This is a genomic window from Oceanobacillus sp. FSL W7-1293, assembly GCF_037969815.1.
Classification (GTDB): Bacteria; Bacillota; Bacilli; order Bacillales; family Amphibacillaceae; genus Oceanobacillus; species Oceanobacillus oncorhynchi.
In genome coordinates, this window is sequence record NZ_CP150212.1 from 1476272 (window position 1) to 1501978 (window position 25707).

The window sequence follows — 25707 nt, forward strand, 5'->3', positions numbered from 1 at the left end:
GCCATTTGAAGATAAATTATTATAAAGATGGGTTAAAAATTTAAAATGATGGGCAGGTAATTTGCCATCGAGAAGAAATAAATTCGTCATGGGAAATCCCGATAGAAGAGAGGCTGTAAAAATTTCAAAGTATATGCTTTAAAATATGGCGGTTCTTCTAGTAAGGAAAGCTTATAACGCAAATGCGTTAATAATTTATTATCATTATATGTAGGAAGAGAAGAGCAAAGGGAAATTCAAAGTAAATATATTTCTTCTCTTCCAGAACCAATGGATGTCACCCTTTTAAATAGCTGTTTGGGCGTTAGTATAACCACTGATCATTTAAAAAATTCTCTGTGAAAAATGGCTGATTGTCATCATTAAAATCGACACCAACTCCTAATTCAGCAAAGTTATCCTGCAATATATTCTCACGGTGCCCTTCGGAATTCATTAATCCCTGATGAGCAAAAACACTGCTGAATTGTCCATAGGCCAGATTCTCTCCGGCTGTAGTAAAGGAAATATCATCCGCTTCCATTCGATCGAATGGAGACTGACCCTGTAAATTGGTATGGTCGAAATATTGATTTTCCGCCATATCGGTGCTGTGTTTTCTGGCTGTTTCTCTTACTTCCTCGTTCCATTCCAGGACTGGAAGATCGTGATTGACCCGATCCGTATTGGTTAAGTCGAATAATTGATATTCGAACCCGTCCCGTAACGTTTCACTGCCGGAAGTATAGACAGCTTCTTTCTCATTTTCCAAGTTCTCATCAATTAGCTGGATAGCTGTAACCTCATCATTTTCATGGATGTCGTAAAAAATGGTTGCATAGCTTCCATCTATTTGATAAATATCATATTCACCTTCACTGTTGATTTGATAATTAAACCAGCCGTTGCGAATGCCTTCTTCTGGGTCTCCCAATGTTTCGTTCACGGCCGATTTGGTATCTCCTAAGCCTAAATCAAACTCGGAAGAAAGCAAATCCTGATTAGTGAATAGCCCGCGAACCATTTCTTGCTCGTCATAGGCTACCATCATAAAATTCTGGTAGTTTTCATGATAAGTGGACCAATTGACACCATATTCATTTTCACTTTCCCGCTCCGGATCTCCATACATGTCTTCCACATCCGCTCTTGTATCTCCTAATTCTACGTTGCCAATCGAAAAAGATTGCTCTTCCGGTGTTGTCAATTCTAGAGGAGTTGCCTCTTCCTGTTCCGTTTCTTGTGCAGAATCGGAATCCACGATAGAAGAATAAAAAGAGGCAGCTTGATCTCTCACGGTATCAAAATCAAAGTCACTATCCTCTATCGTTTGCGTTGTAAAATCTCTTGCGGAATGAAAGGCTTCGGTAACTTGATCCGGAATTACTTCACGAACGGGGTCTTCCCAATAGGGTCTTGTCCAAATAGCTGCTAATATAATTAACAGAAGAAAAAATAATCGTTTTAAAATATTTATCCCAACCTTTTCTTTCCATGGAGTCTTTGTTGAATCAAAAAGGAGTACTGTTCATATCGTCATTCCAGGTGTTATTTTGTCATAGCGGAGTCCTCCTATTTTTAGTATCTTGTCATTTTACAGCCTAAAGTTAACTTTAAGGCAACTGAGAAGTTCATGTAATTTAGAGCGTGTTGAAGGAGGTGTATGTTGGATATGAAAAATCCGGCTCTGTCTCAATTCTCATGGAGATTCAGACAGAGCCGGATTTTCAATTTCATATTTAGTCATTATATTTTTCAATATTAGATCGAATTTGCTCTAGAAATTTACTAGCAGCACTGGAAAAGACCTGATGTTTTTTCCAGATAATATTTAAATTTGCTGTTAATTTAGGATTTAATGGTTTAAAACAAAGATTGCTGTTGCCAGAAGTGTTAACCAATTTATCAATACATAAGACATAGCCGAGGTCTTCTTCAACCATTCGTGAAGCGTTATAAATCAAATTATATGTTCCGGTAATATTCAAATCTTTTACGTTCTGTCCAAACCAGCCGGACAGCTCGTTATCGACAGTTGTTTGCCGAGAGATGATTAAAGGTTTATCTATCAAATCTGCTGCTTGAATGGATGGTTTATGTGCAAGCTGACTATCTTTGCGCATTAATACGCCCCAAACATCTTTTGCCGGCAATTGTATATAATCATATTTTTGCTTGTCTGTCGGTTCGATGACAATGCCAAAGTCTAATAGGCCGCTCTCTAATTTATCCCGAATATCATCTGCATTTCCGCTGTATAAGTGAAATTGAATAGCTGGATGATTATGAGTAAGATTTTTTAAAGCTTTTGCGATAAAATGCATGGCTTCTGTTTCTCCGCCGCCAATGTATATCTCCCCGCTAATGAATTCAGTTGGTTGATTAAAGTTCGCTTCGGTTTTATCAACTAATTCGACAATTTCTTTCGCTTTTGTTAATAAAAACATCCCTTCCGTTGTTAAAGTGATTTTTCTGTTTCCCCTAATAAATAATGGAGTCCCTAATTTGGTTTCTAAGTCACTTAGTTGTCTTGATAAGGTAGGTTGTGATATATGTAAATATTCTGCTGCTCCAGAGATACTTTGTTGATTTGCAACAGCAATAAAATAGCGTAATATGCGAATTTCCATCATAAACACTCCTATGCTTTAAAGGTATATTAAGTTATTCAATATAGGTATTTGCTATTAGAATCATACCATTCTATGATGTTATTGAAAAGAAAATAATCCAAAAAGGGAGGTTAATTATAGGTGCATCCAGTAGGGGCGAGGCAACATCGAAATTGCTTGCTGAAAAAGATCCTAAGCTACTTATTGCTGCAGTAGTATCAATTATGGCAAAGCAAAAGTCAGGACATCTCATTGTACTGGAATGATATAACTTTATTAGTGGTAAAGAAGTATATCTATTTGAATAAAAAGAACTTATAACACTTTATTTATAAATATGCATTTATATTTTATTGATAGAAATTATTTCTTTATATCTTTGCATGAAGGGAAATGTATTAAAAATTTTTACCTCTATGAATCAATAAGGAAGTGGAACAAAATTTTATGAAGAATTCTAAAGGATTACTTATATTTATATTAGCAGTTGGTGTGTTTGGTATTATCAATACCGAAATGGGGGTTATCGGCATACTCCCGGATTTAGCAGTTTACTTTAATGTGAGTGTTCCGACTGCTGGTTTATTGGTGAGTCTTTTTGCATTAGCGATTGCGATTGCCGGACCAACCATGCCGTTAATATTTTCAGGCATGAACCGAAAAAATATCATGTTATTGGTGCTGACTATTTTCATTATCGGTAACATTATTTCCGTCTTTACAACTAACTTTACGGTTGCTTTGATTTCACGTGTGATACCGGCCTTTTTCCATCCGCTTTATGTTTCGATGGCTTTATCTGTTGCCGGGGCATCTGTAAGTGAAAAGGAAGCACCGAAAGCAATCTCCAAAGTGTTTATTGGAGTTTCCGCAGGGATGGTATTAGGGGTTCCAATCGTCAGCTTTATTGCGGATGCAATTTCTGTTCAAGCGGGCATGGCCTTTTTTGCTATCGTTAATATCTTTACATTAATTGCAACGATCTTTTTGGTGCCGTCTATGCCGGTTACGGAAAGACTATCCTATGGTTCACAGTTGAAAATATTAACCAAAGGAATTACCTGGCTTTCCATCTTTGCTGTTCTGCTTATCAATGCAGCTATCTTCGGAGTTTACAGTTATCTTGCTGAATATTTAGGGACAGTAACAAATATGTCGTCCAATTTAATCAGTATGATGCTGCTGGTATATGGTTTGGCGAATATCTTAGGAAACATTATAGCAGGCAGATTACTATCGGAAAGCCCTATTCGCACCGTAACTATTTTTCCGATTGCTTTAATTGCGCTTTATCTTATTTTCTACCCTGTCGCTGAAATGACAGTTCCCACCGCTATTATCATTTTATTCTGGGGGGTACTGGGGGGAATTGGTGCAAACATCAACCAGTATTGGATTATGTCTGCTGCTCCAAAAGCTCCAGATTTCGCAAACGGTTTGTTCCTGACATCTGTTAACCTGGGTACAACGATTGGAACGGCTGTAGCAGGAATGATTATATCGCAAATTGGAACGAGAGAAATTCTGTTTGTCGGTGTTGTTGCATTAATAGGCGGTTTTATATTTATTGTGCTTCGTAATACATTGACTAAAACGACAGCTGATGCAGTTGATGCATGATAATTCAATTGAAACTATTAAGCTAGAGAGCCGCTGTTAAGGAACCTGAAAAAATGAAAATCCTCTGTACTTCATACTCGTGAAGCATAGAGGATTTTCATTAATCAAAAACAGTATTGCCTATCTTTTTATTTTTATGGATGTCTTCTGTTCCAGCCTCTACGGCCACTTTATAATAGTGACATTTATGTTCAATAACATCCATCGTTTTTTTCAGTTCTTCCATTTGTTCTTCTACCGCGGCTCTTTGTTTCAAGAATAAATCATATCTTTGCTGAAGCGTTGAATCTCCGTCAGAAGCCCATTCTATAAATGTTTTGATATCTTTGATTGCCATTCCGCTAACCTTTAAGCATTGGATTACTTTTAATAAATCGATATCGGATTGCTTAAAAATCCGAGTTCCATTATCTGTGCGTTCCACATAAGGAATCAATCCTTCTCTATCATAATAACGCAAGGTAGGTACAGATAGATTTAACTTTTCAGCAACTTCACCAATAGAATATGTCATTGTATCCCCTCTTTTCTAATCTAAACTTCAAGTTAACTTGAGGTTTAAAAAAAACATTAACACACTTATTACCAAGAGTCAAAATGAATTTTCTAAAATATAACCAAATGAATTGACCTAAAGTTAGGTTTATGGGTTAACATTATTTCCAACAAAATAAGGAGGGATAGAGGGTTTAATAAAAATGAGTTGAAATTATACTATCTATCTTAAAATACTTCAAAAAGAGAGGAGTAATGCGAATGAAGAAAATAATATCAGGGTATCTATTTGGTCTCCTTTTTCTGATTGGCTGCTCTGCAAATGATGAGCAACCCGCACCAACGAATAATGAAAATACATCTAATCAAGGAGAAGATGCTCAAGAGGAAACGTTAACGGCGCCTATAGAAGGGTTAGAAGTTATAGCAGAAAATTTGGACGTGCCATGGTCGATGGAGATGGTGGAGGATACCTTTTATATAACGGAAAGAACTGGAAGTATTGTCCGAATAGATGATGGTGAAGCAGAAAGACAGGAGGTAGACCTGGAGCATGAGGTTTCAACAGCTTCAGAGGCGGGCTTACTCGGTTTCGTACTTGCTCCTGATTTTTCCGAATCAAATCAAGCCTATGCTTACTATACCTATGAAAATGACGGAGGACAATTTAATCGGATTGTAACCCTTCAATTGGAAGATGATGTGTGGAGAGAAGATAATTTACTGCTCGATCAAATTCCAAGCGGTGCGTATCACCATGGAGGAAGACTTCAAATAGGACCGGATGAAATGCTTTACGCAACCACGGGAGATGCTTCTGATCCGGAACTGGCACAGGACGAGAATTCGTTAGGCGGAAACATTTTAAGAATGGATTTGGATGGCTCCATCCCCGATGATAACCCTATTTCGGATTCCTATATTTATAGCTTTGGCCACCGCAATCCGCAAGGGATCACCTGGTCTGCAGATGGTACGATGTATGCCAGTGAGCATGGGGATAATGCCAATGATGAAGTAAACGTAATTGAAGCTGGTGAAAATTATGGCTGGCCGATTATTGAAGGAGAAGAAGAGCAGGAAGGTTTGGTCTCTCCTTTGTTCACTTCTGGAAATGAAGAAACCTGGGCGCCTTCCGGGATGGCATATGATGACGAAACATTATATGTGGCAGCGCTGAGAGGAGAGGCGGTTTTAGAATTTGATTTGGAGACAGAAGACTATCGTGAAGTAATAAGTGATCTGGGAAGAATCCGGGATGTACGGATTGAGGATAATTATCTCTATTTTGTAAGTAATAATGAAGATGGCAGAGGTATGCCGGAGAATAGTGATGACAGGCTTTATCGAATTGCGCTATCCGAATTAGAATAAATGCTTGCGGCTATTATGCCGACCATTTGTTATGGAAGACTATCTTTAAATAATTTCTATCATTCACAGGTGCCCGGCTCGTATGGAACCCGCTATTCACTTAAGGAAACGGAAAGAATTAAAAATAAGGAGGACTTCTTTTGTATAAGCTTGTTGCAATCGATATTGATGGAACACTTCTTAATAGCCGCCAGGAAATAACCAAAGAAGTTAAAGATGCCATTCAGGCTGCTATAAAAAAAGGTGTGAGAATTGTGCTTTGTACGGGAAGACCAATATTTGGTGTCAATCCTTTTATTGAGCAATTAGAGTTAAATAATGAAAACGATTTTGTCATTACTTTCAATGGAGCATTTGTGCAAAATACACAAACGAAGGAAGTGGTTGTACAGAATGATTTAACTTACGGTGACTTAAACGATTTATATGAACTAAGTAAGACCCTAGATTCACCAATGCATTATTTTGACTTAAATAATATGTATACACCTAATAAAATGATTAACCTGTACACCATCTATGAGGCGCATTCTAATCGACTTCCGATTTATTATCGCCCAATGGCAGAAACACCGGAAGATATTGTTATTCCCAAAGTTATGTTTGTTGAAGAGGAGACACGCTTAGATAGAATTATTGAAAACATCCCCGACACATTTAAGGAAAAATATATGATGATTAAAAGTACGCCATTCTATTTGGAAATTCTTCATCCTATGGTAAGTAAAGCCAATGCCATCAAACAGCTTGCAGAAAAGCTATCCATTAAAAAGGAAGAAATTATTTCTATAGGTGACGGTGGAAATGACTTAAGCATGATTGAATATGCCGGCTGCGGAGTAGCAATGGGAAATGCAACTCCAGCTGTAAAAGCTGCTGCAGACTTTCAGACATTATCTAAAGATGAAAATGGAGTAGCTTATGCCATTGAAAAACTGGTGTTAAATTGATTTAGCGATGAATGCTGAGATCCATGTGAAACTGCTCCTCATAGAACCTTATATTTACGAGTCAGGCTGTATAGCGATTTTTAATTTGATACGAAAGTTTGGAGGGGAAAACTGATGAAAAAAGTAAAAATTGCCGGAAGAGAAGTGTTTCCTATCGGTTTAGGTACGTTGAATATGGGAGATAAGTCAAATAAATTTGATCAGGAAATAAAAGCAATACAAACCGGTCTGGATAATGGAGTCCAAGTTATTGATACCGCAGAAATGTACGGAAACGGGAATTCTGAACGCTTGGTGGCTCAAGCCATCAAGCCTTATCTTCAAAATCGGGAGGATTTGTTTCTTATTTCCAAAGTGCTTCCTTCCAATGCTTCCAAAAAGCAGTTGCCAATTAGTCTGGATGATAGTTTAAAACGATTAAATGTGGATTATTTGAACCTATACCTGCTTCATTGGCAAGTAAACATCCCGCTTCAAGAAACGGTGGAAGCACTGGAAAAAGCTAAAAATCAAGGCAAAATCAAGGCCTGGGGTGTTTCTAATTTAGATACAGATGATATTAAAAAAATACAGACATTTCCTGGTGGCTCAAATTGTGTAGCAAATCAAGTGCGTTACAATTTGGCAGATCGGGGAATTGAATATGATCTGGTTCCCGTAATGAGCAAGCAGGAAATGCCTGTTATTGCTTATGCTCCGGTTGACCGGCATGATAGCTCCGGCACTAAATTAACAGAGCAAAGCGTTTTAAAGGAAATTGCCGAAAAACATCAAGCAGATATTTTTCAAATTTTATTAGCCTGGTGTATCCGAAATGGAGAAACCATTGCTATTCCACAATCCAGCAATCTTGATCATGTATTAAATAATGTAAGGGCAGCTGACATTCAATTAACCCGGCAGGATCTTGAGCAAATAGACGCTGTCTTTCCAAAACCAGTCTCGAAGCAGCCGCTTGCTTTATGGTGAGCTTGCATTTTAATTAGATTATTTGCTTGTTAGTAAAACAATGAAAAGGAGATTTTAACATGAACAGACCATATATATTTTGCCATATGATTACCTCGATTGACGGGAAAATTGATGGAACGCATAAACAGCTTCCAGACAGAGGCTTAAATGCACTGGATTTTTACAACATAGCTTTTGGAGAAAATGCCCATTATCAAACAGAAGCCTGGCTGTCTGGACGTGCAACCTCAGAGGCTGCTTTTACGAAGAATAGGAAACCAAATGTAGATACAGATGCAGCTCCTGTGCCAGAAGGGGATTATATCGTAGAAACAGACCTTCCTAAGTATTATGTTTCGGTAGACCCGTCTGGAAAACTGGCCTGGGAAAGGAACAGTCTGCAATACCGGGATACGCAGGCGCATATTATTGAGGTGTTAACAGAAAGAGCCAGCAATGAATATAAAGCCATGCTCCGAAAATTAAATATCTCTTACGTTATTGTGGGGGAAGAGACACTCGATTACGAGCTATTAATGGAGAAGCTAAAAGATTTATTTCAGATTGAAACGTTAATGCTTGGCGGCGGCGCTGTGCTGAATTGGTCTTTTATTCAAGCCGGTCTTTGCGATGAGGTAAGTATCATGATGGCGCCATTTGCCGATGGCTCTGCTTCTACGCACGCATTGTTCCAAACGAAGGAAGGGTTGTCTACAGACATTCCTGTTGCATTTGATTTAGAGCATGTAGAAAAAAGAGAAAATGGCGGCGTTTGGCTGCGCTATAAAGTAAAGAAATAAAAGAGTAAACGAATTATCCATTCAGGGGGGTCTGAACGGAATGCTAATTAGAGAGGAGGAAATGAACATGTCAAAACCGTATATTGTATGGTGATATGCCTTCTTTATTTGAAGACAGCAAGTATGCGGATAATACGCCAGTAACATTCAAATTGGATCATGTTGAAAAGCTGAAGGATGACGCATTGTGGTTGAGGTATTTAGTTGAAAAATAGGATTGAGAAGCTTCTTTTGTGTTTTATCATTGAACGCATATAAATGAGCAAAAAACGGGTCAAATAAACTGTAATGGCTAGACACCTTAATCGGCCGGAGTCTAGTCCATATATAGAGGGGAAATCTATTTTGAAGACGTTGCTATTTGTAAATATAAGAAACTATAAGGTAGAGAGAATGAAACCAATTTATGCTGCAAAGAAATTAGGATTTAAGATCGCTTTAATGGCGGATAATGATCCTGGTTTAGATGAAGGGCTGATTGATGACCTCATCTTAACAGATACGTATGATATGGAAGTATCCTTTAACGCAGCTGCAAATTATTCGAAAAGCCACCCGATTGCCGGGGTATTAACTTGGTCAGATAAAGATGTGGAGCTGGTGGCAAAAATCGGTTCCGAATTAGGCTTGCCGACCATTAGTGTGGAAGCTGCAAAAAGGGCGAGAAACAAATATTTCATGCGGGAAGCGTTAAGTCAGGTTCCAGGGATCTGTCCGAAATTTAGACGGGTTCAATCCTTTGATGATTTGGAGGAAGCATTTGATGAAATTGGAACACCAGCTATTTTTAAGCCAGTCGGCGCAGCAGGGAGTAAAGGCATTTTTAAAATAGAAGCGGAAACGGATATTCGTGAAATATATGATGTCATGCTTGCCTCTACCTCGCCTGAAGAAGATAAAATTTATACCTACTATCCAAACGAATATATCTATGAAGAATATTTGGATGGTCCAGAGGTATCGATTGACGGCGTGGTCCAGGATAATAACGTATATATTACAGGAGTTGCTGATAATTTAGTGTCAGCTGATTATTCATTGGATTATATGGAGATTTTCCCTTCAGAAAAAGACGATGAAACCGTTGGCAATATAAAGAAACGTACAGAAGTAGCGGTGAAGGAACTCGGATTCAATAATTGTGCTTTTCACTTGGAAGGCAGGGTAACAGCTGACGGTTTTAAAGTAATAGAAGTGGCAGGGCGCCCTGCGGGAGGTTTTATTGCATCGCACGTAATTGAACAAGCTTCGGGTGTGTCGTATTTAGAGTTTATTATAAAAGTAGCAGTTGGTGATAGCATCAAAGACAGCTGGCCAGATTTTGATAAAATCAGCAAATACAGCGTATGTCATTATGAAATATTGGCTGACCAAGAAGGCGTTATTACCGATATACGCGGTTTGGATGACGTCATGGAAGATGAGGATGTTATTTTGATTATTCCTGTAAAACAAATTCATGATGAAGTCGTCCTGCCTCCAACGGATTTTGAATCTTGTTATCTGGCAACTGCCATTGTAAGAGGAAGCGGGTATGAAGAGGTAATGAATAAAATCAGCAGGATGGAAAATAAGCTGGACTACCGAATCGTTTAAGAAAGGATAAACTGACAATAACTATAGGGCCAAGCATAGTTGGGATCGGTTTGAAATAAATGAAATCTTTGAAATAGTTTTAGCAATAGACATTTGTATCGTCAGGTATGGAATTACAAAGCAACAAAATTAAAAAAGAAAGAGTTGGATTACATGTCCGTAAATATACAATCTGCATTAGACACAATTAATGAGTTAGAATCTCAAGTCAGAAGCTACAGCCGGAATTTTCCGACTGTATTTGAAAAATCAAAAGGATATCATCTATGGGATTCAGACGGAAAAGAATATATTGATTTTTTCTCTGGCGCAGGAGCATTAAACTATGGGCATAATCATGAAAAAATGCAACATGCATTGATAGAGTACATTAAAAACGATGGAATCATCCATAGTTTAGATATGGGGAGCTCAGCCCGGGCAGAATTTTTAAAACAGTTTAATGAAGTCATACTCCGCCCGAGAGAGTTGGATTATAAAGTAATGTTCCCAGGCCCGACAGGTACCAATTCAGTGGAAAGTGCTATCAAGATTGCCCGTAAAGTAACCGGCAGAGAAAATATTATCAGTTTTAGTAATGCATTTCATGGGATGACGATAGGTGCGCTTTCTCTTTCCGGTAATGCCATGAAACGCAAAGGAGCCGGCATTCCTTTAAATAATGTTACGATCATGCCTTTTGACAACTATGTGGAAGACGAAAATTCAATAGCGTATTTAAAAAGATTTCTTTCGGATAGTGGAAGCGGAGTAGATTTGCCGGCCGCTATCATTTTAGAAACCGTTCAAGGAGAAGGCGGATTGAATACAGCCAGTTACGCATGGTTACAAGAAATCGAAGAAATATGTAAAGAGAACGATATTCTATTAATCGTAGACGATGTTCAAGCCGGCTGTGGCCGGACAGGTACTTTTTTCAGCTTCGAGCCTGCAGGAATCAACCCGGATATTGTATGTCTATCAAAGTCCATTGGAGGAATAGGCTTACCGATGGCAATTACATTGATTAAACCAGAATGGGATAAGTGGCGTCCGGGAGAACACAACGGTACCTTTAGAGGAAATAATCTGGCATTTGTAGCTGCAACCGAAGCTTTAAATTATTGGAAAGATAATCGATTTGGGCTTGGAATTCTAGTAAAAGCAGCTGCGATAAAGCAGGGGTTAGCTAGATTAATCAGGGGATATCCGTTTATAGAGGGAGAATTAAGAGGAAGAGGGTTAATGCAGGGAATCGCTTGCGCAAACCCTGATATTGCTCAAAAAATAACAAAAAAAGCGTTTGAAAAAGGGCTGATTATTGAAACCTCCGGAGCAAATGATGATGTGATTAAGCTATTGCCTCCTTTGATTATTGACGAAGAGGGGATAGAAAAAGGAATATCTATTCTTGAGGAAAGCATGACAGAATTGCTTCAGGAGAGCTGAAGCAATCAGAAAGCTGCTGGCTGTAAAAATTCCCGCTTAGAAATAAAATTTTGCCTATTTTCTTGATGCAGGAGTTTTATAGCCAGTTACACGATGATAAATAACCAGCCAAAGGAGGATACCTTCATGAAACACGTCATTATTATTGGCGCGAATGGCCGTTCCGCTAGAGAAATCATCCCGCGTTTACAAGAACAAAAAGACGTCAAGCTGACACTCTTCTTACGCCAGGCTGAGAGAGTACAAGATATCGCAACCCAAGACATGATGGTAGTAGAAGGTGATGCCAGAGATCTAGAAGGATTAAAAGCAGCGCTTCAAGGACAGGATATGGTTGTCAATACGATGGGCGGGATGGATTTAGGAGATACCACAGAGACGTTGGTACGGGCGATGACAGAAGTAAATGTAAAACGAATTATCACAATCAATGCAGGCGGTATTTATAATGAATTGCCTGAACCTTTCAATTCCTGGGATTATAATATGACGGGGGAAACGCGCCCGGTTAATCTAAAAGCAGCGGAGGCTATCGAAAATGCTTCACTGGATTATACCATTCTGCGTCCTGTCTGGCTGACAAATAAGCCAATCACAGACTTTCAATTGACGGCAAAAGGGGAAACGTACAAGGGTACAGAGACTTCCAGGGCCAGTATTGCACAATTTATTTCAGAAATTGTTGCAAGCCCCGAGCGTCATAAAAAGGAAAATGTAGGAATCAGTCAGCCAAATACAGATGGTGACAAGCCTGCTGCTTATCGGTAGAAGAATGAAAGAATGTAGCAAAATGACAGTCCATACCGATTTAATTACAAGCGGGATAAACGATGAATAAACCTTATATTATTATACACACACATACATCGATTGATGGTAATTTGGATATTATGAATTTAAAAGAGTTTGAAGAAGCAAGCAGGCAATATCAAGAAATTGCATTAGACCCTGAAAAGCAGCAATTTGGTATACAAGGATATTTAAATGGGAAGACAACTACAGAAGACGGAATCACCCATTACAAGACTCCTGTGTTAGATGAAGAAGCTCCGCTTGTTCCGGAAGGGGATTATGTAGCGGACGCTGATGCGCCCATGTATTATTTATCGATAGACCCTCGGGGAGAATTGGCTTTTGAAGATAATACCTTTGGCTATGGCGGCGTTTCTTCTCATATTGTGGAGGTTTTAACTGAGCAAGCATCCAATGCATATAAAGATTTTCTCAGGAAGAAAAAGGTATCCTACATCATTGCTGGAAAAGAGCAAATTGATTATGACATCATGCTGGATAAATTCTACAACCTGTTCCACATCGAACGTATGATGGTTGGGGGCGGAGGTACCATGAACTGGTCATTTATCCAAACTGGATTGGTAGATGAAGTTAGTGTTATCTTAGCTCCTATTGCAAATGGTGACCCAGGTGCGCATCGCTTTTTTGTCGCAAAAGAACCATATTCCAACATAAAAGAAACCGCTTTTCAGCTGAAGTCTGTGAAGGAATTAGAACATGATACATTGTGGATACGCTATACTGTGAAAAAGAAGTAAAAGCAAGCATAACTGGCTTTGAGTACAAGCTAAACAGAGGCTGATGAACGATTTGAAAACTAGAAAATATCTAAAAATGTATCTTTAACAGATAATACCGATAGCCGGCAGTTAAATTATCGACTATTAATAAAAATAGTAAGTTGTTTCCTGGTAAGCTGAATTTTTATTTCAACTTATAGAAGAAGCATTATTTAACATATTTTCCGTAATCCCTTTATATTGAATCAGGTTAGAAAATTATCTGCCTCATACCTTATAAAGGGATTTTTTATAAAGCAGGGTTTATTTATACAAGGAAAGAGGTATTAAATAGATGATAAAGCTCATCAATATTAAAAAGAAATTTCTGAAAATATTAAAACAGATTGGTTAACTTGATATGTGCTTACTTGAGCTTTACAATCTGAAATGGGAATAATCAGCAGAATGAATTATTTTAAATTTGTTGCTCAATCAGCTGACAAAGTATTTCAAGAAAGATATCATTTGATAATATACTTGAAATAGAACAAGGAGGGGAAAAGTGGCAGACAAAAAAAACAAGAAAAAACGTGCCCCGCTCTCGATACGTATGAATATCCTCTTCTTTGCCATCTTCCTATTATTTTCTGCACTCGTACTTCAATTAGGCGTTGTTCAGATTTTAAATGGAGAATCGTATCAAGATGAAATTCAGAGGACGAATTTAGATACAACGAACGTACCTGTACCCCGAGGGAAAATCTATGATACCAATGGAGAACTTATTGTAGATAATGAAGCAATGTATTCTATTACGTATACACCTTCAAATGATGTACAAGCAGAGGATCGTCTGGAAGTAGCTGAGAAGCTAGCCCAATATATCGATATGGGTGATGAACAAACCATCGATCGAATCACAGACAGAGATAGAAGAGAATACTATCTATTGCATCATGAGGAAGAGATAGAAGAGAGGTTAGAGACGGTCAATACAGAAGAAATGGAGAATTCCGAGGTGTATGATGCCACGCTGGAATTAATCACAGATGAAGAAATTGCCGATTTTACAGATGATGAATTAGAGATCATAGCGATAAAAAAAGAATTGGATAGTGCCTATGCTCTAACCCCGCAGGTTGTCAAAAATGAAGATGTTACAGCAGAGGAATATGCTGCAGTAGCTGAAAATTTAGATGAACTGCCTGGAATCAATGCCAGCACAGATTGGGATCGTGTTTATCCAAATGGAGATACATTAACAAGTATTCTAGGCAATGTCTCCAGTCAGGAAGAAGGTATTCCTGAAGAAGATTTGAATGCGTACTTAACAATGGGGTACAGCAGGAACGATCGTGTTGGTACAAGTGGACTTGAGGAGCAATATGAAGAATTCCTTCGCGGTCGTAAAGAACAAATCCAATATACGACAAGCCAAAATGGATCGATTATCGGTTCAGAAACGATTGTGGACGGCGAACGTGGAAAAGATTTGGTATTAACGACAGACTTAGAATTTCAGCAGGAAGTGGATGATATTTTATTAGATGAATTTCAATCCATGAAAGCAAGCAGCCCATATGAAAATCGGTTTGCAACCAATGCCTATGCTGTTGTTATGAATCCGAAAACGGGAGAACTGTTAGCCACTTCTGGTGTAGAATATGATACCGAGAATGATGAATATAATAATAATGCCGGGTTTACAGCGTTGGCTAACGCGCATGAGCCTGGTTCCAGTATTAAAGGGGCAACAATTCTGGCCGGTTATGATTCCGAAGTTATTTCTCCCGGGGAAACATTTAACGATGCACCGATGCGGCTGGCAGGATCGGAAGTGAAAAGGTCGGTTCAAGATATGGGAACGGTCAATGATTTAACAGCCTTAGAAAGGTCCTCCAATGTTTATATGTTCTATGTCGCCTTGCGGTTAGGGGGAGACTATCGTCATCCGATGCCGCGAAATGCCAATTTAGATATAAACATGGGTGAAACCTTGCAAACCCTGCAAAATTATTTTAATCAATTCGGACTCGGTTCGACTACAGGAGTGGACTTTCCATATGAGAGTACTGGATTAAGAGGACAGGTTCCTGATAATCCAGGGAATCTACTTGATTTTGTCATCGGGCAGTATGATACGTATACGACCATGCAGCTTGCTCAGTATGTATCCACGATTGCGAATGATGGCTATCGTGTTCAGCCTCATTTCTTAAAGGAAGCCCGTGATCCAGTTGCTTCCATGGATGAGCTTGGCCCATTGTATTATTCGTCCAATACAACGACGATGAACCGAATTGAGATGACAGATGATGAAATCAGTCGTGTGCAGGACGGGTTTCGTCTTTCCTATCAAGGGTCACAAGGAACAGGTAATGATTATTTCGATGATAAATCATATAACCCGGCTGGAAAAACAGGGACAGCAGAGTCAGCGGAATTTGTTGATGGAGAGCGGTTTGACCTCAATAATTTAACCTTAGTCGGCTATGCACCATTTGATGATCCGGAAATTGCTTTTGCAGTAGTTGTACCGCATGTTGGAATTGGTGAAGGAGATCAGATTAACTTAAAAGTTGGGGAACGTGTTTTAGATTCCTATTTTGAAGTCAAAGAAGATCACGACGAAGAAGCTGAGGATTCTGATGGTGATAGTGATAATGAAGAGGAAGAATAATCAACGTTTACTATCTCCTATATTATATGGATGAAGATAAAAAGACTATATTAGAAATTATAGTAAACCGTGATGTGAACTAACCACATCACGGTTTATAAATGATTAGGGTTAGCTTTCTAATCTTTGAGCTGGATATTATGTAATTTGTGAGAGGAATTTGGAGATAAGAATTATTAAATACTTTTTAACGATTGCTTCAGAAACAAGTATCACGAAAGCTGCCAAAAATTAAAAATTACACAGCCGACATTAACGAGATAACAGCAACAAGCCGCCGGAGATATTCTTTTCTATAAAAAAACAGATTCATAAATAATCATGGTACTGTTTTTACAGTGCCAGGCATCTGTCCATTTTTGTCGAATAAGGGGTATATTTCTCATTAGCTTGGTTAAATTACATAGAAGAATTATTGAATTAAATAAAATGGTAAAAGGGCTGATGAAATTGAGAAATATTTTTTTTACAATAGGGCTTACGCTTATTCTATACTTCTCAATAGGGTTGCCTAAAGCAGGAGCAGAAATTATTGAGGGAGACACGACGACAGATGAAATAGAACACAATTGGGAAATATCAAGCACTAATTATGAAATAATCCACGTTGACACACATGAATATACTTATTGGAAAAATTTCCTCAGGGAAACACGCACCTGTGATATTTTCCATAAAATAAAAACCGTCGTGTATTATTGTGATATCCATGGACATACAAAGTCAGAGTCACATTTAGTGGAAGTAATTCATAGTGAGAAACATACATAGAGAGAATCGGATTAATATGAAAAGGTTAATCCGATTCTTTTTTTCTGCACTTATTCCTAATTGGGAGAGATTGCTGTTAAAATTGATTTTTGTTCAAAAAAGACATGGGAATTAAAAATTTATACAGAAATAGGAATGGCTGTATTATATCCTTCGTCGGAATTCAAGCATTTCCAGGGTTGAGTGAAGGGGAATCAGAACAGCAGGTTAGGATGATGAAATTGCCGACGCGGTATTATGGCTAAGCAGTCAAAATTCAAGCTTTGTTAACGGGCAGTCTATTGCTGTGGATGGCGGCGTTACAATTAAATAAAGCAGCTTATCAATCATGGATATTTGACTCTACTTGGGGCAGGTGTCCATGATTTTGGTTTTACTTTGACGATTCTAATGTTTGCAGCTGGAACAGGAACCTTCTATTTTTTATTGTACATATTTTTTATCACAGGTAGGATTAATCTTTGCGGCTATCAGATAAAAAACCTAAAACGTAATAATTACTATTTACATAATTAATAAAATAGTTTATAATGAACTTTATTCGTAATAGTTACGATTTAAAAAAGAAAAACGAGATAAATAGTACTATCGAAAGGAGAAAGTGTAAGATGGCTAAAAAATCTAAAATTGCAAAAGAGAAAAAACGCCAGCAAATGGTTGCACAATATGCAGAATTAAGAAGAGAGTTAAAAGCAAAAGAGGATTATGAAGCGCTTCGTAAACTGCCTCGGGATTCTTCACCGACGCGTTTGAAAAGCCGTTGTGAGGTAACAGGAAGACCACGCGGTTATATACGTAAATTCGGCATGTCCCGTATTGCTTTGAGAGAATATGCGCATAAAGGGCAAGTGCCTGGCGTGAAAAAAGCCAGCTGGTAATTATGCTGTGAATGTCTAAGCAGCACCATCTCAGCTGACGCTGTATTTTCAAGGGCTGCACGATAGAAGTACGAAAGAAAACAGCTTTTAGCTGATGCTTGGCGGAAAGCTGTTTTTTCTTTCATGAATAAGGAGGAAACGCATTGTCACAAGAAAGCCTCATTCCTGTAACGATTCTAACTGGTTTTTTAGGTGCCGGCAAAACGACATTGTTAAATAAACTGCTGCACGATATGCCCAATGAGAAGGCTGCTGTGATCATTAATGAGTTTGGTGATACATCGATTGATAGTCAATTAGTGATACGAACAAAAGAAGAAATCGTTGAAATTAACAGCGGCTGTATTTGCTGTAATGTGCGTGGTGATTTGATCAGCTTGTTAACTGATTTAATGAAGCAGGAAGAAAAAGTGGACCGCATTGTCATTGAAACAACAGGCATGGCGAATCCGGCTCCAGTTATTCAAACGTTTTTGATAGACGAGCAGATGGCTGATACCTTTGAAATCGACAGCGTAATTACGATGGTTGATGCCAAGCATATTAAGCTGCATCTACAGGAAGAGGAGCCGGAGCAGCAGATTGCATTTGCCGATATTTTGCTCGTGAACAAGACCGATTTGATTACAGAAGACGAAAGAAAGCAGCTGGAAGCACAGTTAACGCATATGAATCCAAATGCCCAGCAGTTTTATACGACATATGGAAACATAGATACCAAAGAATTAATCGAAAAAAAATCGTTTGATTTAGATTATGCCTTAAACATTGACCCTGAGCTGTTAACAGAAACGCATCACCATCATCATAATCATCACGTAACATCCTTTGTATTTCAAGATGACCGTCCGCTTGATTTAGATAAAGTGAATAAATGGTTTGCTTACTTAGTTCGTATCAAAGGGGAGAGCCTCTACCGTTACAAAGGAGTTCTTTCCATTAAACAAATGGAGCAAAAAGTGGTGTTTCAAGGAGTGCATATGCTCTTTGCAGGTACAGAAGGCGATGTATGGACAAAGGATGAAAAGCGTAAAAGCGAGGTTGTTATTATTGGAAAGCATCTTGACCATCAAGAATTGGAAAAAGGCTTTCAATATTGCCTTGCTTAATTTTTGATAATTAAAACGTAATGATTACGATTAGGAGGATGAACATATGAAAAGGATCCCTGTTACGGTATTAAGCGGGTATTTAGGTTCTGGAAAAACAACGTTATTAAATCATGTCTTACATAACCGGGAAGGGTTAAAGGTGGCGGTCATCGTCAATGACATGAGTGAGGTCAATATTGATAGTGAGCTGGTCCAATCCCAAGGCGGATTTTCACGGACAGAGGAAAAGCTGGTTGAAATGTCTAACGGCTGCATCTGCTGCACACTGCGGGAGGATTTATTAGTAGAAGTGGAAAAACTCGTAAAACAAGGAGAGTTCGATCATATATTGATTGAGTCTTCTGGTATTAGTGAACCGATTCCGGTAGCCCAAACCTTCTCATATATTGATGAAACGATGGATATTGATTTAACCCAATATTGCCGATTGGATACCATGGTTACCGTTGTTGATGCGAACCGTTTCTGGCATGATTTCGGTTCAGGCGATTCGCTTCTTGACCGGAAACAGGCGGTCAGTGATGTGGATGAACGAAATATTGCTGATTTATTAATTGATCAAATTGAATTCTGTAATGTCCTTATTCTCAATAAAACGGATTTAGTCAAAGCAGAGGATTTAGATAAGCTGGAGAAGGTGATTCGTACCTTACAGCCGGAAGCAAAAATCATCCGCACGCAGCATTGTAAGGTAGATTTACAGGAAATTGTCAATACGAATTTATTTGATTTTGAGAAGGCCGGCGAGTCAGCCGGCTGGTTACAGGAATTAAATGCAGGCGTGGAAAATCATACGCCGGAAACTGAAGAATACGGGATCAGTTCCTTTGTATACCGGTCCAGATTGCCATTTCATACGGAACGGCTGGTAAGCTGGTATCAGGATTTGCCAAGAGAAATTGTCCGCATGAAAGGCGTTGTCTGGTGTGCAACGCATAATGATTTAGCCTTATTGCTATCGCAGGCAGGCCCTTCTGTCGAGGTGGAACCGTTAGCTTATTGGGTCGATTCGCTGCCAAAAGCCCAGCAAAGGGAAATATTCGAGAATAATCCGGAGGTCAGAGAGCTGTGGGATCCGCAATTCGGAGACCGCCATACCAAGCTGGTATTCATCGGCATGGACTTGGATAAGGAACAGATAACCGAGGATTTAGAACGCTGCCTGTTGAGTGAAACAGAAATGGATGAGGACTGGTCCGTGTTTAGAAATCCATTTCCATGGCAGCTATCCGGGAGTGCGAAGGCATGATTTTATCCGGACAAACGATAAAACAGCATGTTGATGATAAGCAGTTAACAATTACCCCTTTTCAGGAATTAAGTGTTCAGCCAGCTTCGATTGATTTACGGCTGGGGAAAGATTTTTTAGTTGTTGATGACTTGTCTACGCCTTATTTATCGGTTGATCAACCAGCAGATTATCGGAAAATCAAGATAGCAGAGCAAGAGACCATCACGATTCCGCCGCAAAGTTTTCTATTGGGAACGACATTGGAGCAAATTGGTCTCCCAGAACAGTTAACTGCCTTTGTGGAAGGAAGAAGCTCGATCGGTCGACTCGGTGTTTTTATTCAAAATGCAGGCTGGATTGATCCGGGTTTTTCCGGACAAATTACCTTGGAGCTATTTAATGCGAACCGCGTGCCTGTTCAGCTGCAGGCCGGAATGCGGGTTTGCCAGCTGGTTATTGCCAAGGTGGATCAGAAAACGGAAGGGTATAGTGGAAAGTATTTATACCAGCAAGGGACGACTCCGAGCCGAGTTTATTTGGACAAGGAAAGAACGTGAAACTTACATTAGCGGAGAGGAAGCTTCTTCGTACAAAAATGAATAAATAAAGATTTTTAATTGGCTGTAATGCTGTCATTTCCAGAATGACGGTTACAGCCAGTTCATCTGTAAGAAAGGTGTGAAATAAAGTGAGCAAGAAAATACCAGTAACGGTGTTAAGCGGATTTCTAGGTGCAGGGAAAACAACCCTGCTGAATCATCTGCTTCAAAATCAGCAAGGATTGAAAATAGCCGTTATCGTGAATGATATGAGTGAAATAAATGTGGATGCCAAATTAGTCAAAGAAGGCGGCTTTATCCGTACGGAAGAAAATATGGTGGAAATGACTAATGGCTGTATTTGCTGCACATTAAGAGAAGACTTGATTGTAGAGCTGGAAAAACTCGCAGAACTCGATATCGATTATGTATTGATTGAATCAAGCGGTGTGTCGGAACCAATTCCGGTTGCGCAAAGCTTTGTCTATGCGGATGGTGAATTAGGAATCGAATTAAATGCCTTATTCCAGCTTGATACGATGGTAACGGTCATCGATGGACATCAGTTTTGGAAGGATTATCAATCAGAGGATTTATTGATGGACCGCGGGATGGAAGTCGCTGAGGATGATGAAAGAGGGATTGTCGATTTACTGGTAGACCAGATTGAATTTGCCAATGTGATTATTTTAAATAAAACAGATCAGATGACGGAGGAAGAGATTACTTCATTAAAGAGTTTACTTTATAAGCTAAACCCGGATGCGAAGTTTATCACAGCAGTCTTCGGGAAAGTAGATCCGTTACAGGTGCTTCAAACCGGGCAATTTGACTTTGAAAAAGCAAAGCATGGCGCCGGCTGGATCAAGGAATTGAATGAGGAGCATATACCGGAAACAGAAGAGTATGGGATCAGTTCCTTTGTTTATCGAAGCAGAAAACCGTTTCATCCCGAGCGTTTTCAAGGATGGCTGGAAAATTGGCCAAAGGAAATCCTCCGGGCGAAAGGCTTCTTTTGGTTAGTCACCAGAAATAATGTAGCGGGATTTTTATCCCAGGCAGGCTCAATGATGACACTGGAAGGAGCCGGCAGATGGCTGGCAAGCTATTCGGAAGCAGAACAGGAAGCATTAAAAGTGCAGGACCCCTCTTTGTTTGAGGACTGGGATGAGCAGGCCGGGGATCGGATGACAGAGCTTGTTTTGATTGGCAGCGAGATGGATAAGGAAGGGATTACGGCGTCGTTGGATGCTTGTTTAGTGACGGAGGAGGAAGCGGGGCAGGATATTTCTGATTTTGTGGATGATTTACCTGCTTTTCCTGTGGTTTAAAGAAATTTATTATATTAAAATTCAAGTATAAGAGGGGAAGAATGCATAAGTTATGTATTCTTCCCCTCTTATACTATAGGAAAACAAGAAGTTTAAGTGGAGAAATTAATGATAATAAATATTTTTACAAATAAAAGTGCAAAGTAAAATAGGTGATTCATTCAAGTAAAATATACTTATATGTTATCCTAAAGAAAACGAACAGTTTAAATAAAGGAGGCGATCCGATGACAGATAAACAGAATCAAGGCTGGAGCTTAGAAAATACCTATCAGCAATTGCCCAAGCTTTTCTATACAAATGTAAAACCAGCAAAAGCAGATGCCCCTGTGCTAGCCGTGTACAATGAAAAGCTCGCAGCAGAATTAGGGTTGGACAGTTCAGCCTTAAAGGACGAAGCGGAAATCTTCGCAGGCCATAAGCTTCCAGAGGGAAGTAATCCAATCGCTCAAGCTTATGCAGGACATCAATTTGGTTCCTTTACGATGCTCGGAGACGGTCGTGCTGTATTATTTGGAGAGCAAGTGACTCCGAAGGGTGAGCGCTATGATATTCAGCTGAAAGGCTCTGGCAGAACGCCTTATTCCCGCGGTGGGGATGGACGGGCGGTGCTTGGACCGATGCTGAGAGAATATCTAATCAGCGAAGCAATGCATGGATTGGGTATCCCGACAAGCCGCAGTTTAGCGGTAGCAACCACTGGAGAAACGGTATTTCGTGAAGCTCCGCTGCCCGGCGCTGTTTTGACAAGAGTGGCAGAAAGCCATATTCGGGTTGGGACGTTTCAATATGCAAGGCAATGGGGGAGTAAAGAGGATTTACAAGCGTTGGCAGACTATAGCATGAAGCGGCATTATCCAGAGATTGCAGAGGATGAAAATCGTTATTTGACGTTCTTGTATAAGGTGGCAGACAAGCAGGCCGCGCTGATTGCGGATTGGCAGTTAAAAGGCTTTATCCATGGTGTGATGAATACAGATAATGTTGCTATCAGCGGAGAGACGATTGATTATGGTCCATGTGCTTTTATGGATCAATATGATCGGAAAACGGTTTTTAGTTCGATTGATCAGCAAGGGCGTTATGCTTACGGCAATCAGCCGGGAATTGGTACTTGGAATATGGCGCGCTTTGCAGAATCCTTGTTAGTTCTGATGGATGAGGATGAAGAAGAAGCGATTCCAAAGGCAAAAGAGGCTGTGGAAACCTATGTGCAGTCAGTAGAAGCCTATTGGTTAGACGGTATGAGGAAGAAGCTGGGGATTATCGGTCAAAGTGATGATGATAAAACATTGATTCGAAGCTTGTTGGATTTGATGGAGAAATATCATGCAGACTTTACCAATACCTTCCGTGCTTTAACGCTGCAGCAGCTTGATGCTGATTCCGTTCTTTTCCAATCCACTGCTTTTAAAGAGTGGCATCAGGCATGGCAGGATAAGCTTGAAAGTCAGACGGCATCTTTAGAAGAAGCTTATCAATTAATGAAACGGCATAATCCATCGATTATTCCCCGAAATTATTTGGTGGAAGAGGTGTTGGCTGCGGCTGTGACAGAAGGCGATTACGAACCTTTTCATGCTTTATTAACAGCATTGGAAGATCCTTATGCGTATACAGAGGAGCAGGAGAAATATGCTGTTGATCCGCCGGAACAGGATTTTCAGACGTTTTGTGGTACGTGATGATATACTTTGGAATTGTAAGAATGGAACAGATAGAAGCCCAAGAAATTATCAACATAATCTTTTTGGGCTTATTTTTAGGGCTGCTCCATCTGATATGGGAAGTATTTTCTATTTTTAACAATAGTTATGTTATTGGTTCCATTCATGTCGAGTTATTGGTAAGCTGTTAACAGAAGATAATTAGCAAAACAGTCTAAAAATCCCTTAATACGTTTCAACCATAGCATAATGGCAAAGGAAGTGACAAAATGGAAGAAAGATATACAAGAACCTATGCTGAAAAGCTAGATGCGGAGGATACATTAAGGTCCTTCCGAAATGAATTTTATCTCGAAAATGAATACGTTTACATGGATGGGAATTCCTTAGGTTTGATGAGCAAAAGAGCAGAGCAGTCCGTCTATGATTTGCTTGCTTCCTGGAAAAAGCATGCGATTGATGGATGGACGCAAGGAGAGAACACCTGGTACTACTTATCGGAATCGCTTGGTGAAAAAATGGCCGTGCTTGTTGGTGCCCAAAAAGAGGAGGTTGTCGTAACTGGTTCAACAACCGTAAATCTGCATCAGCTTGTGTCCACATTTTATAAACCAAAAGGAAGCAAAACAAAAATTTTAGCAGATGCATTAAACTTTCCCAGTGATATTTATGCTTTAAAAGCACAGCTGAAGTTAAAAGGGTATGATGAATCCCACCTTATTCAAGTACAGAGTGAGGATGGGCACATACTGGATGAAGAGACCATTATAGATGCAATGACAGAAGAGATTGCATTAATTGTATTGCCGAGCGTCCTGTACCGGAGCGGACAAATCTTAGATATGGAAAAGCTGACAACAGCAGCGCATGGGCGCGGTATAAAAATTGGTTTTGATTTATGTCATTCGATTGGGGCTGTCCCGCATCAACTGCATGCGTGGGACGTTGATTTTGCGTTTTGGTGCACCTATAAACATTTGAATGGCGGCCCCGGCAGTGTGGCGGCGCTTTATGTGAATGAAAAGCATTTCGGGGCTGTGCCTGGACTTGCGGGCTGGTTCAGCTCGGATAAAGAAAAGCAGTTTGATATGGAGCATACGTTGACGGCCGCCGGGAATGCCGGAGCTTTTCAAATCGGGACACCGCATGTGTTAAGTGCTGCTCCGCTAATTGGAGCATTAGAGCTGTTTCATGAAGCCGGAATAGAAAAAATACGCGAAAAGTCCTTGCAGCTGACCGCTTATATGATGGAATTGATTGAACATGAATTAAAGGAATTTGATTTTGAGATTTGTAATCCAGTAAATGAAAAACAGCGTGGAGGGCATATTTACCTTGAACATCCGGAGGCTGCGAGAATTTGCAAAGCATTAAAGAGGAAGAAGGTCATTCCGGATTTTCGAAAACCATCCGGCATTCGGCTGGCGCCGGTGGCTTTATATAATTCGTTTACAGATGTTTATGAATGTATACAAATACTAAAGAATATTATGGAAGAAAAAGCTTACGATCAATTTTCCAATGAAAGAGAGGTTGTTTCCTGATGTCTAAATGGATCGATATTTCCCAACCGTTAAATAACCATCTGGCACATTGGCCGGGGGATGAACCATTTCACTATGATACGCCCGTAACGAAAGAGGCGTCGGGAGTTGTTAATATCGGCAGAATCAAAACAAGTGCTCATATAGGCACGCACGTTGATGCACCATTTCATTTTTCAAATGAGGGCAAGCGGATACTGGACTTAGATATTGAGCGCTATATTGGTCCTTGTAAGGTGATTGATTTAAGTGATTTTAATGAAATTAGCGAAAAAGCTATAAAAACAAAAGGAATCTCGCATGCAGAGCGTTTGCTGATTAAAACGGCGCTCCCAAACAAACCGAATCGTTTTCCGGAAGAAGTGTCTCCGATAACAGCTGATGGAGCAGCTTATATGAAAGAGCTCGGTGTAAAGCTTGTAGGTGTAGACACCCCATCTGTGGATTCGATTTCAAGTAAAGATTTGACCGGGCACCATGCATTGTACAACCATGATATTTATATTTTGGAAAATGTGATGCTGGACCAGGTTGAAGAAGGTGATTTTGAATTGATTGCCTTGCCATTAGCGTTGGAAGAAGGGGATGGGAGTCCAGTTCGTGCTGTCATAAAACCAATAGAGGAGCGTTAA

22 protein-coding genes are annotated in these 25707 nt (G+C 39.5%); 19 read left to right on the forward strand and 3 right to left on the reverse strand.

The genetic code is table 11. The features are described from left to right. Nucleotides 1–304 precede the first annotated feature (304 nt). Together MKY65_RS07405 and MKY65_RS07410 are read right to left on the reverse strand one after the other, a co-directional pair. On the reverse strand, nt 305–1276 hold the full coding sequence (locus tag MKY65_RS07405) for a CAP domain-containing protein (protein WP_339183664.1): 972 nt from the start codon (nt 1274–1276) through the stop codon (nt 305–307). A 442-nt stretch (nt 1277–1718) separates the two neighbouring features. Then, nucleotides 1719–2609: a LysR family transcriptional regulator gene (locus MKY65_RS07410; protein WP_339185157.1), complete on the reverse strand. Its 891-nt coding sequence runs from the start codon at nt 2607–2609 to the stop codon at nt 1719–1721. Nucleotides 2610–3038: 429 nt separating this feature from the next. On the opposite strand from MKY65_RS07410, the gene MKY65_RS07415 reads away from it, so the two are divergent. Beyond that, the gene (locus MKY65_RS07415; RefSeq protein WP_339183665.1) at nt 3039–4211 is read left to right on the forward strand and encodes an MFS transporter; all 1173 of its coding nucleotides are present in this window, start codon (nt 3039–3041) and stop codon (nt 4209–4211) included. Between the two features lie 100 nt (nt 4212–4311). Here MKY65_RS07415 and MKY65_RS07420 read toward each other — a convergent pair whose 3' ends face one another. Continuing rightward, a complete protein-coding gene (locus MKY65_RS07420; RefSeq protein WP_339183666.1) occupies nt 4312–4725 on the reverse strand; it encodes a MerR family transcriptional regulator in 414 nt (137 codons plus the stop codon). 242 nt (nt 4726–4967) lie between these two features. Here MKY65_RS07420 and MKY65_RS07425 point away from each other — a divergent pair, with 242 nt between their 5' ends. From MKY65_RS07425 to kynB, 18 genes are all read left to right on the forward strand, one after another. Then, the gene (locus tag MKY65_RS07425; RefSeq protein WP_339183667.1) at nt 4968–6080 is read left to right on the forward strand and encodes a sorbosone dehydrogenase family protein; all 1113 of its coding nucleotides are present in this window, start codon (nt 4968–4970) and stop codon (nt 6078–6080) included. A gap of 140 nt (nt 6081–6220) precedes the next feature. Next, nucleotides 6221–7030: a sugar-phosphatase gene (yidA, locus tag MKY65_RS07430; RefSeq protein WP_339183668.1), complete on the forward strand. Its 810-nt coding sequence runs from the start codon at nt 6221–6223 to the stop codon at nt 7028–7030. A gap of 114 nt (nt 7031–7144) precedes the next feature. After that, nucleotides 7145–7999, forward strand: a complete 855-nt coding sequence (locus MKY65_RS07435) for an aldo/keto reductase (protein ID WP_339183671.1) — start codon at nt 7145–7147, stop codon at nt 7997–7999. 59 nt (nt 8000–8058) lie between these two features. Beyond that, on the forward strand, nt 8059–8781 hold the full coding sequence (locus tag MKY65_RS07440; RefSeq protein WP_339183673.1) for a RibD family protein: 723 nt from the start codon (nt 8059–8061) through the stop codon (nt 8779–8781). 345 nt (nt 8782–9126) lie between these two features. Continuing rightward, the gene (locus MKY65_RS07445; RefSeq protein ID WP_339183675.1) at nt 9127–10377 is read left to right on the forward strand and encodes an ATP-grasp domain-containing protein; all 1251 of its coding nucleotides are present in this window, start codon (nt 9127–9129) and stop codon (nt 10375–10377) included. A gap of 153 nt (nt 10378–10530) precedes the next feature. Next, nucleotides 10531–11805 (forward strand): diaminobutyrate--2-oxoglutarate transaminase, encoded by a 1275-nt coding sequence (gene ectB / locus MKY65_RS07450; protein ID WP_339183677.1) that lies wholly within the window; start codon nt 10531–10533, stop codon nt 11803–11805. A gap of 126 nt (nt 11806–11931) precedes the next feature. Continuing rightward, complete coding sequence (locus MKY65_RS07455; protein ID WP_339183679.1) at nt 11932–12573, forward strand: SDR family oxidoreductase; 642 nt, start codon at nt 11932–11934, stop codon at nt 12571–12573. A gap of 62 nt (nt 12574–12635) precedes the next feature. Further along, nucleotides 12636–13358: a dihydrofolate reductase family protein gene (locus MKY65_RS07460; RefSeq protein ID WP_339183680.1), complete on the forward strand. Its 723-nt coding sequence runs from the start codon at nt 12636–12638 to the stop codon at nt 13356–13358. A 526-nt stretch (nt 13359–13884) separates the two neighbouring features. Continuing rightward, nucleotides 13885–16002, forward strand: coding sequence for a penicillin-binding protein 2 (locus tag MKY65_RS07465; protein ID WP_339183682.1), 2118 nt, complete (start codon nt 13885–13887; stop codon nt 16000–16002). A gap of 991 nt (nt 16003–16993) precedes the next feature. Then, on the forward strand, nt 16994–17086 hold the full coding sequence (locus tag MKY65_RS07470; protein ID WP_339185158.1) for an SDR family oxidoreductase: 93 nt from the start codon (nt 16994–16996) through the stop codon (nt 17084–17086). A 295-nt stretch (nt 17087–17381) separates the two neighbouring features. Continuing rightward, nucleotides 17382–17651: a 30S ribosomal protein S14 gene (gene rpsN, locus MKY65_RS07475; protein ID WP_339183684.1), complete on the forward strand. Its 270-nt coding sequence runs from the start codon at nt 17382–17384 to the stop codon at nt 17649–17651. Between the two features lie 143 nt (nt 17652–17794). Then, nucleotides 17795–18760, forward strand: a complete 966-nt coding sequence (locus tag MKY65_RS07480) for a GTP-binding protein (RefSeq protein ID WP_339183685.1) — start codon at nt 17795–17797, stop codon at nt 18758–18760. Nucleotides 18761–18806: 46 nt separating this feature from the next. Continuing rightward, the gene (locus MKY65_RS07485; protein ID WP_339183687.1) at nt 18807–20012 is read left to right on the forward strand and encodes a GTP-binding protein; all 1206 of its coding nucleotides are present in this window, start codon (nt 18807–18809) and stop codon (nt 20010–20012) included. After that, the gene (gene dcd / locus MKY65_RS07490) at nt 20009–20551 is read left to right on the forward strand and encodes a dCTP deaminase (RefSeq protein WP_339183689.1); all 543 of its coding nucleotides are present in this window, start codon (nt 20009–20011) and stop codon (nt 20549–20551) included. The genes MKY65_RS07485 and dcd overlap by 4 nt, the downstream gene beginning before the upstream one ends. A 131-nt stretch (nt 20552–20682) precedes the next feature. Beyond that, nucleotides 20683–21864 carry a GTP-binding protein gene (locus MKY65_RS07495; RefSeq protein ID WP_339183691.1) on the forward strand — a complete coding sequence of 394 codons (1182 nt, stop codon included), beginning with the start codon at nt 20683–20685 and terminating at the stop codon, nt 21862–21864. 227 nt (nt 21865–22091) lie between these two features. Further along, on the forward strand, nt 22092–23549 hold the full coding sequence (locus MKY65_RS07500; protein WP_339183693.1) for a YdiU family protein: 1458 nt from the start codon (nt 22092–22094) through the stop codon (nt 23547–23549). 251 nt (nt 23550–23800) lie between these two features. Further along, entirely contained in the window at nt 23801–25075 is a 1275-nt protein-coding gene (gene kynU, locus MKY65_RS07505) for a kynureninase (protein WP_339183695.1), read from the forward strand. Next, nucleotides 25075–25707: an arylformamidase gene (kynB, locus tag MKY65_RS07510; protein WP_339183697.1), complete on the forward strand. Its 633-nt coding sequence runs from the start codon at nt 25075–25077 to the stop codon at nt 25705–25707. The genes kynU and kynB overlap by 1 nt, the downstream gene beginning before the upstream one ends.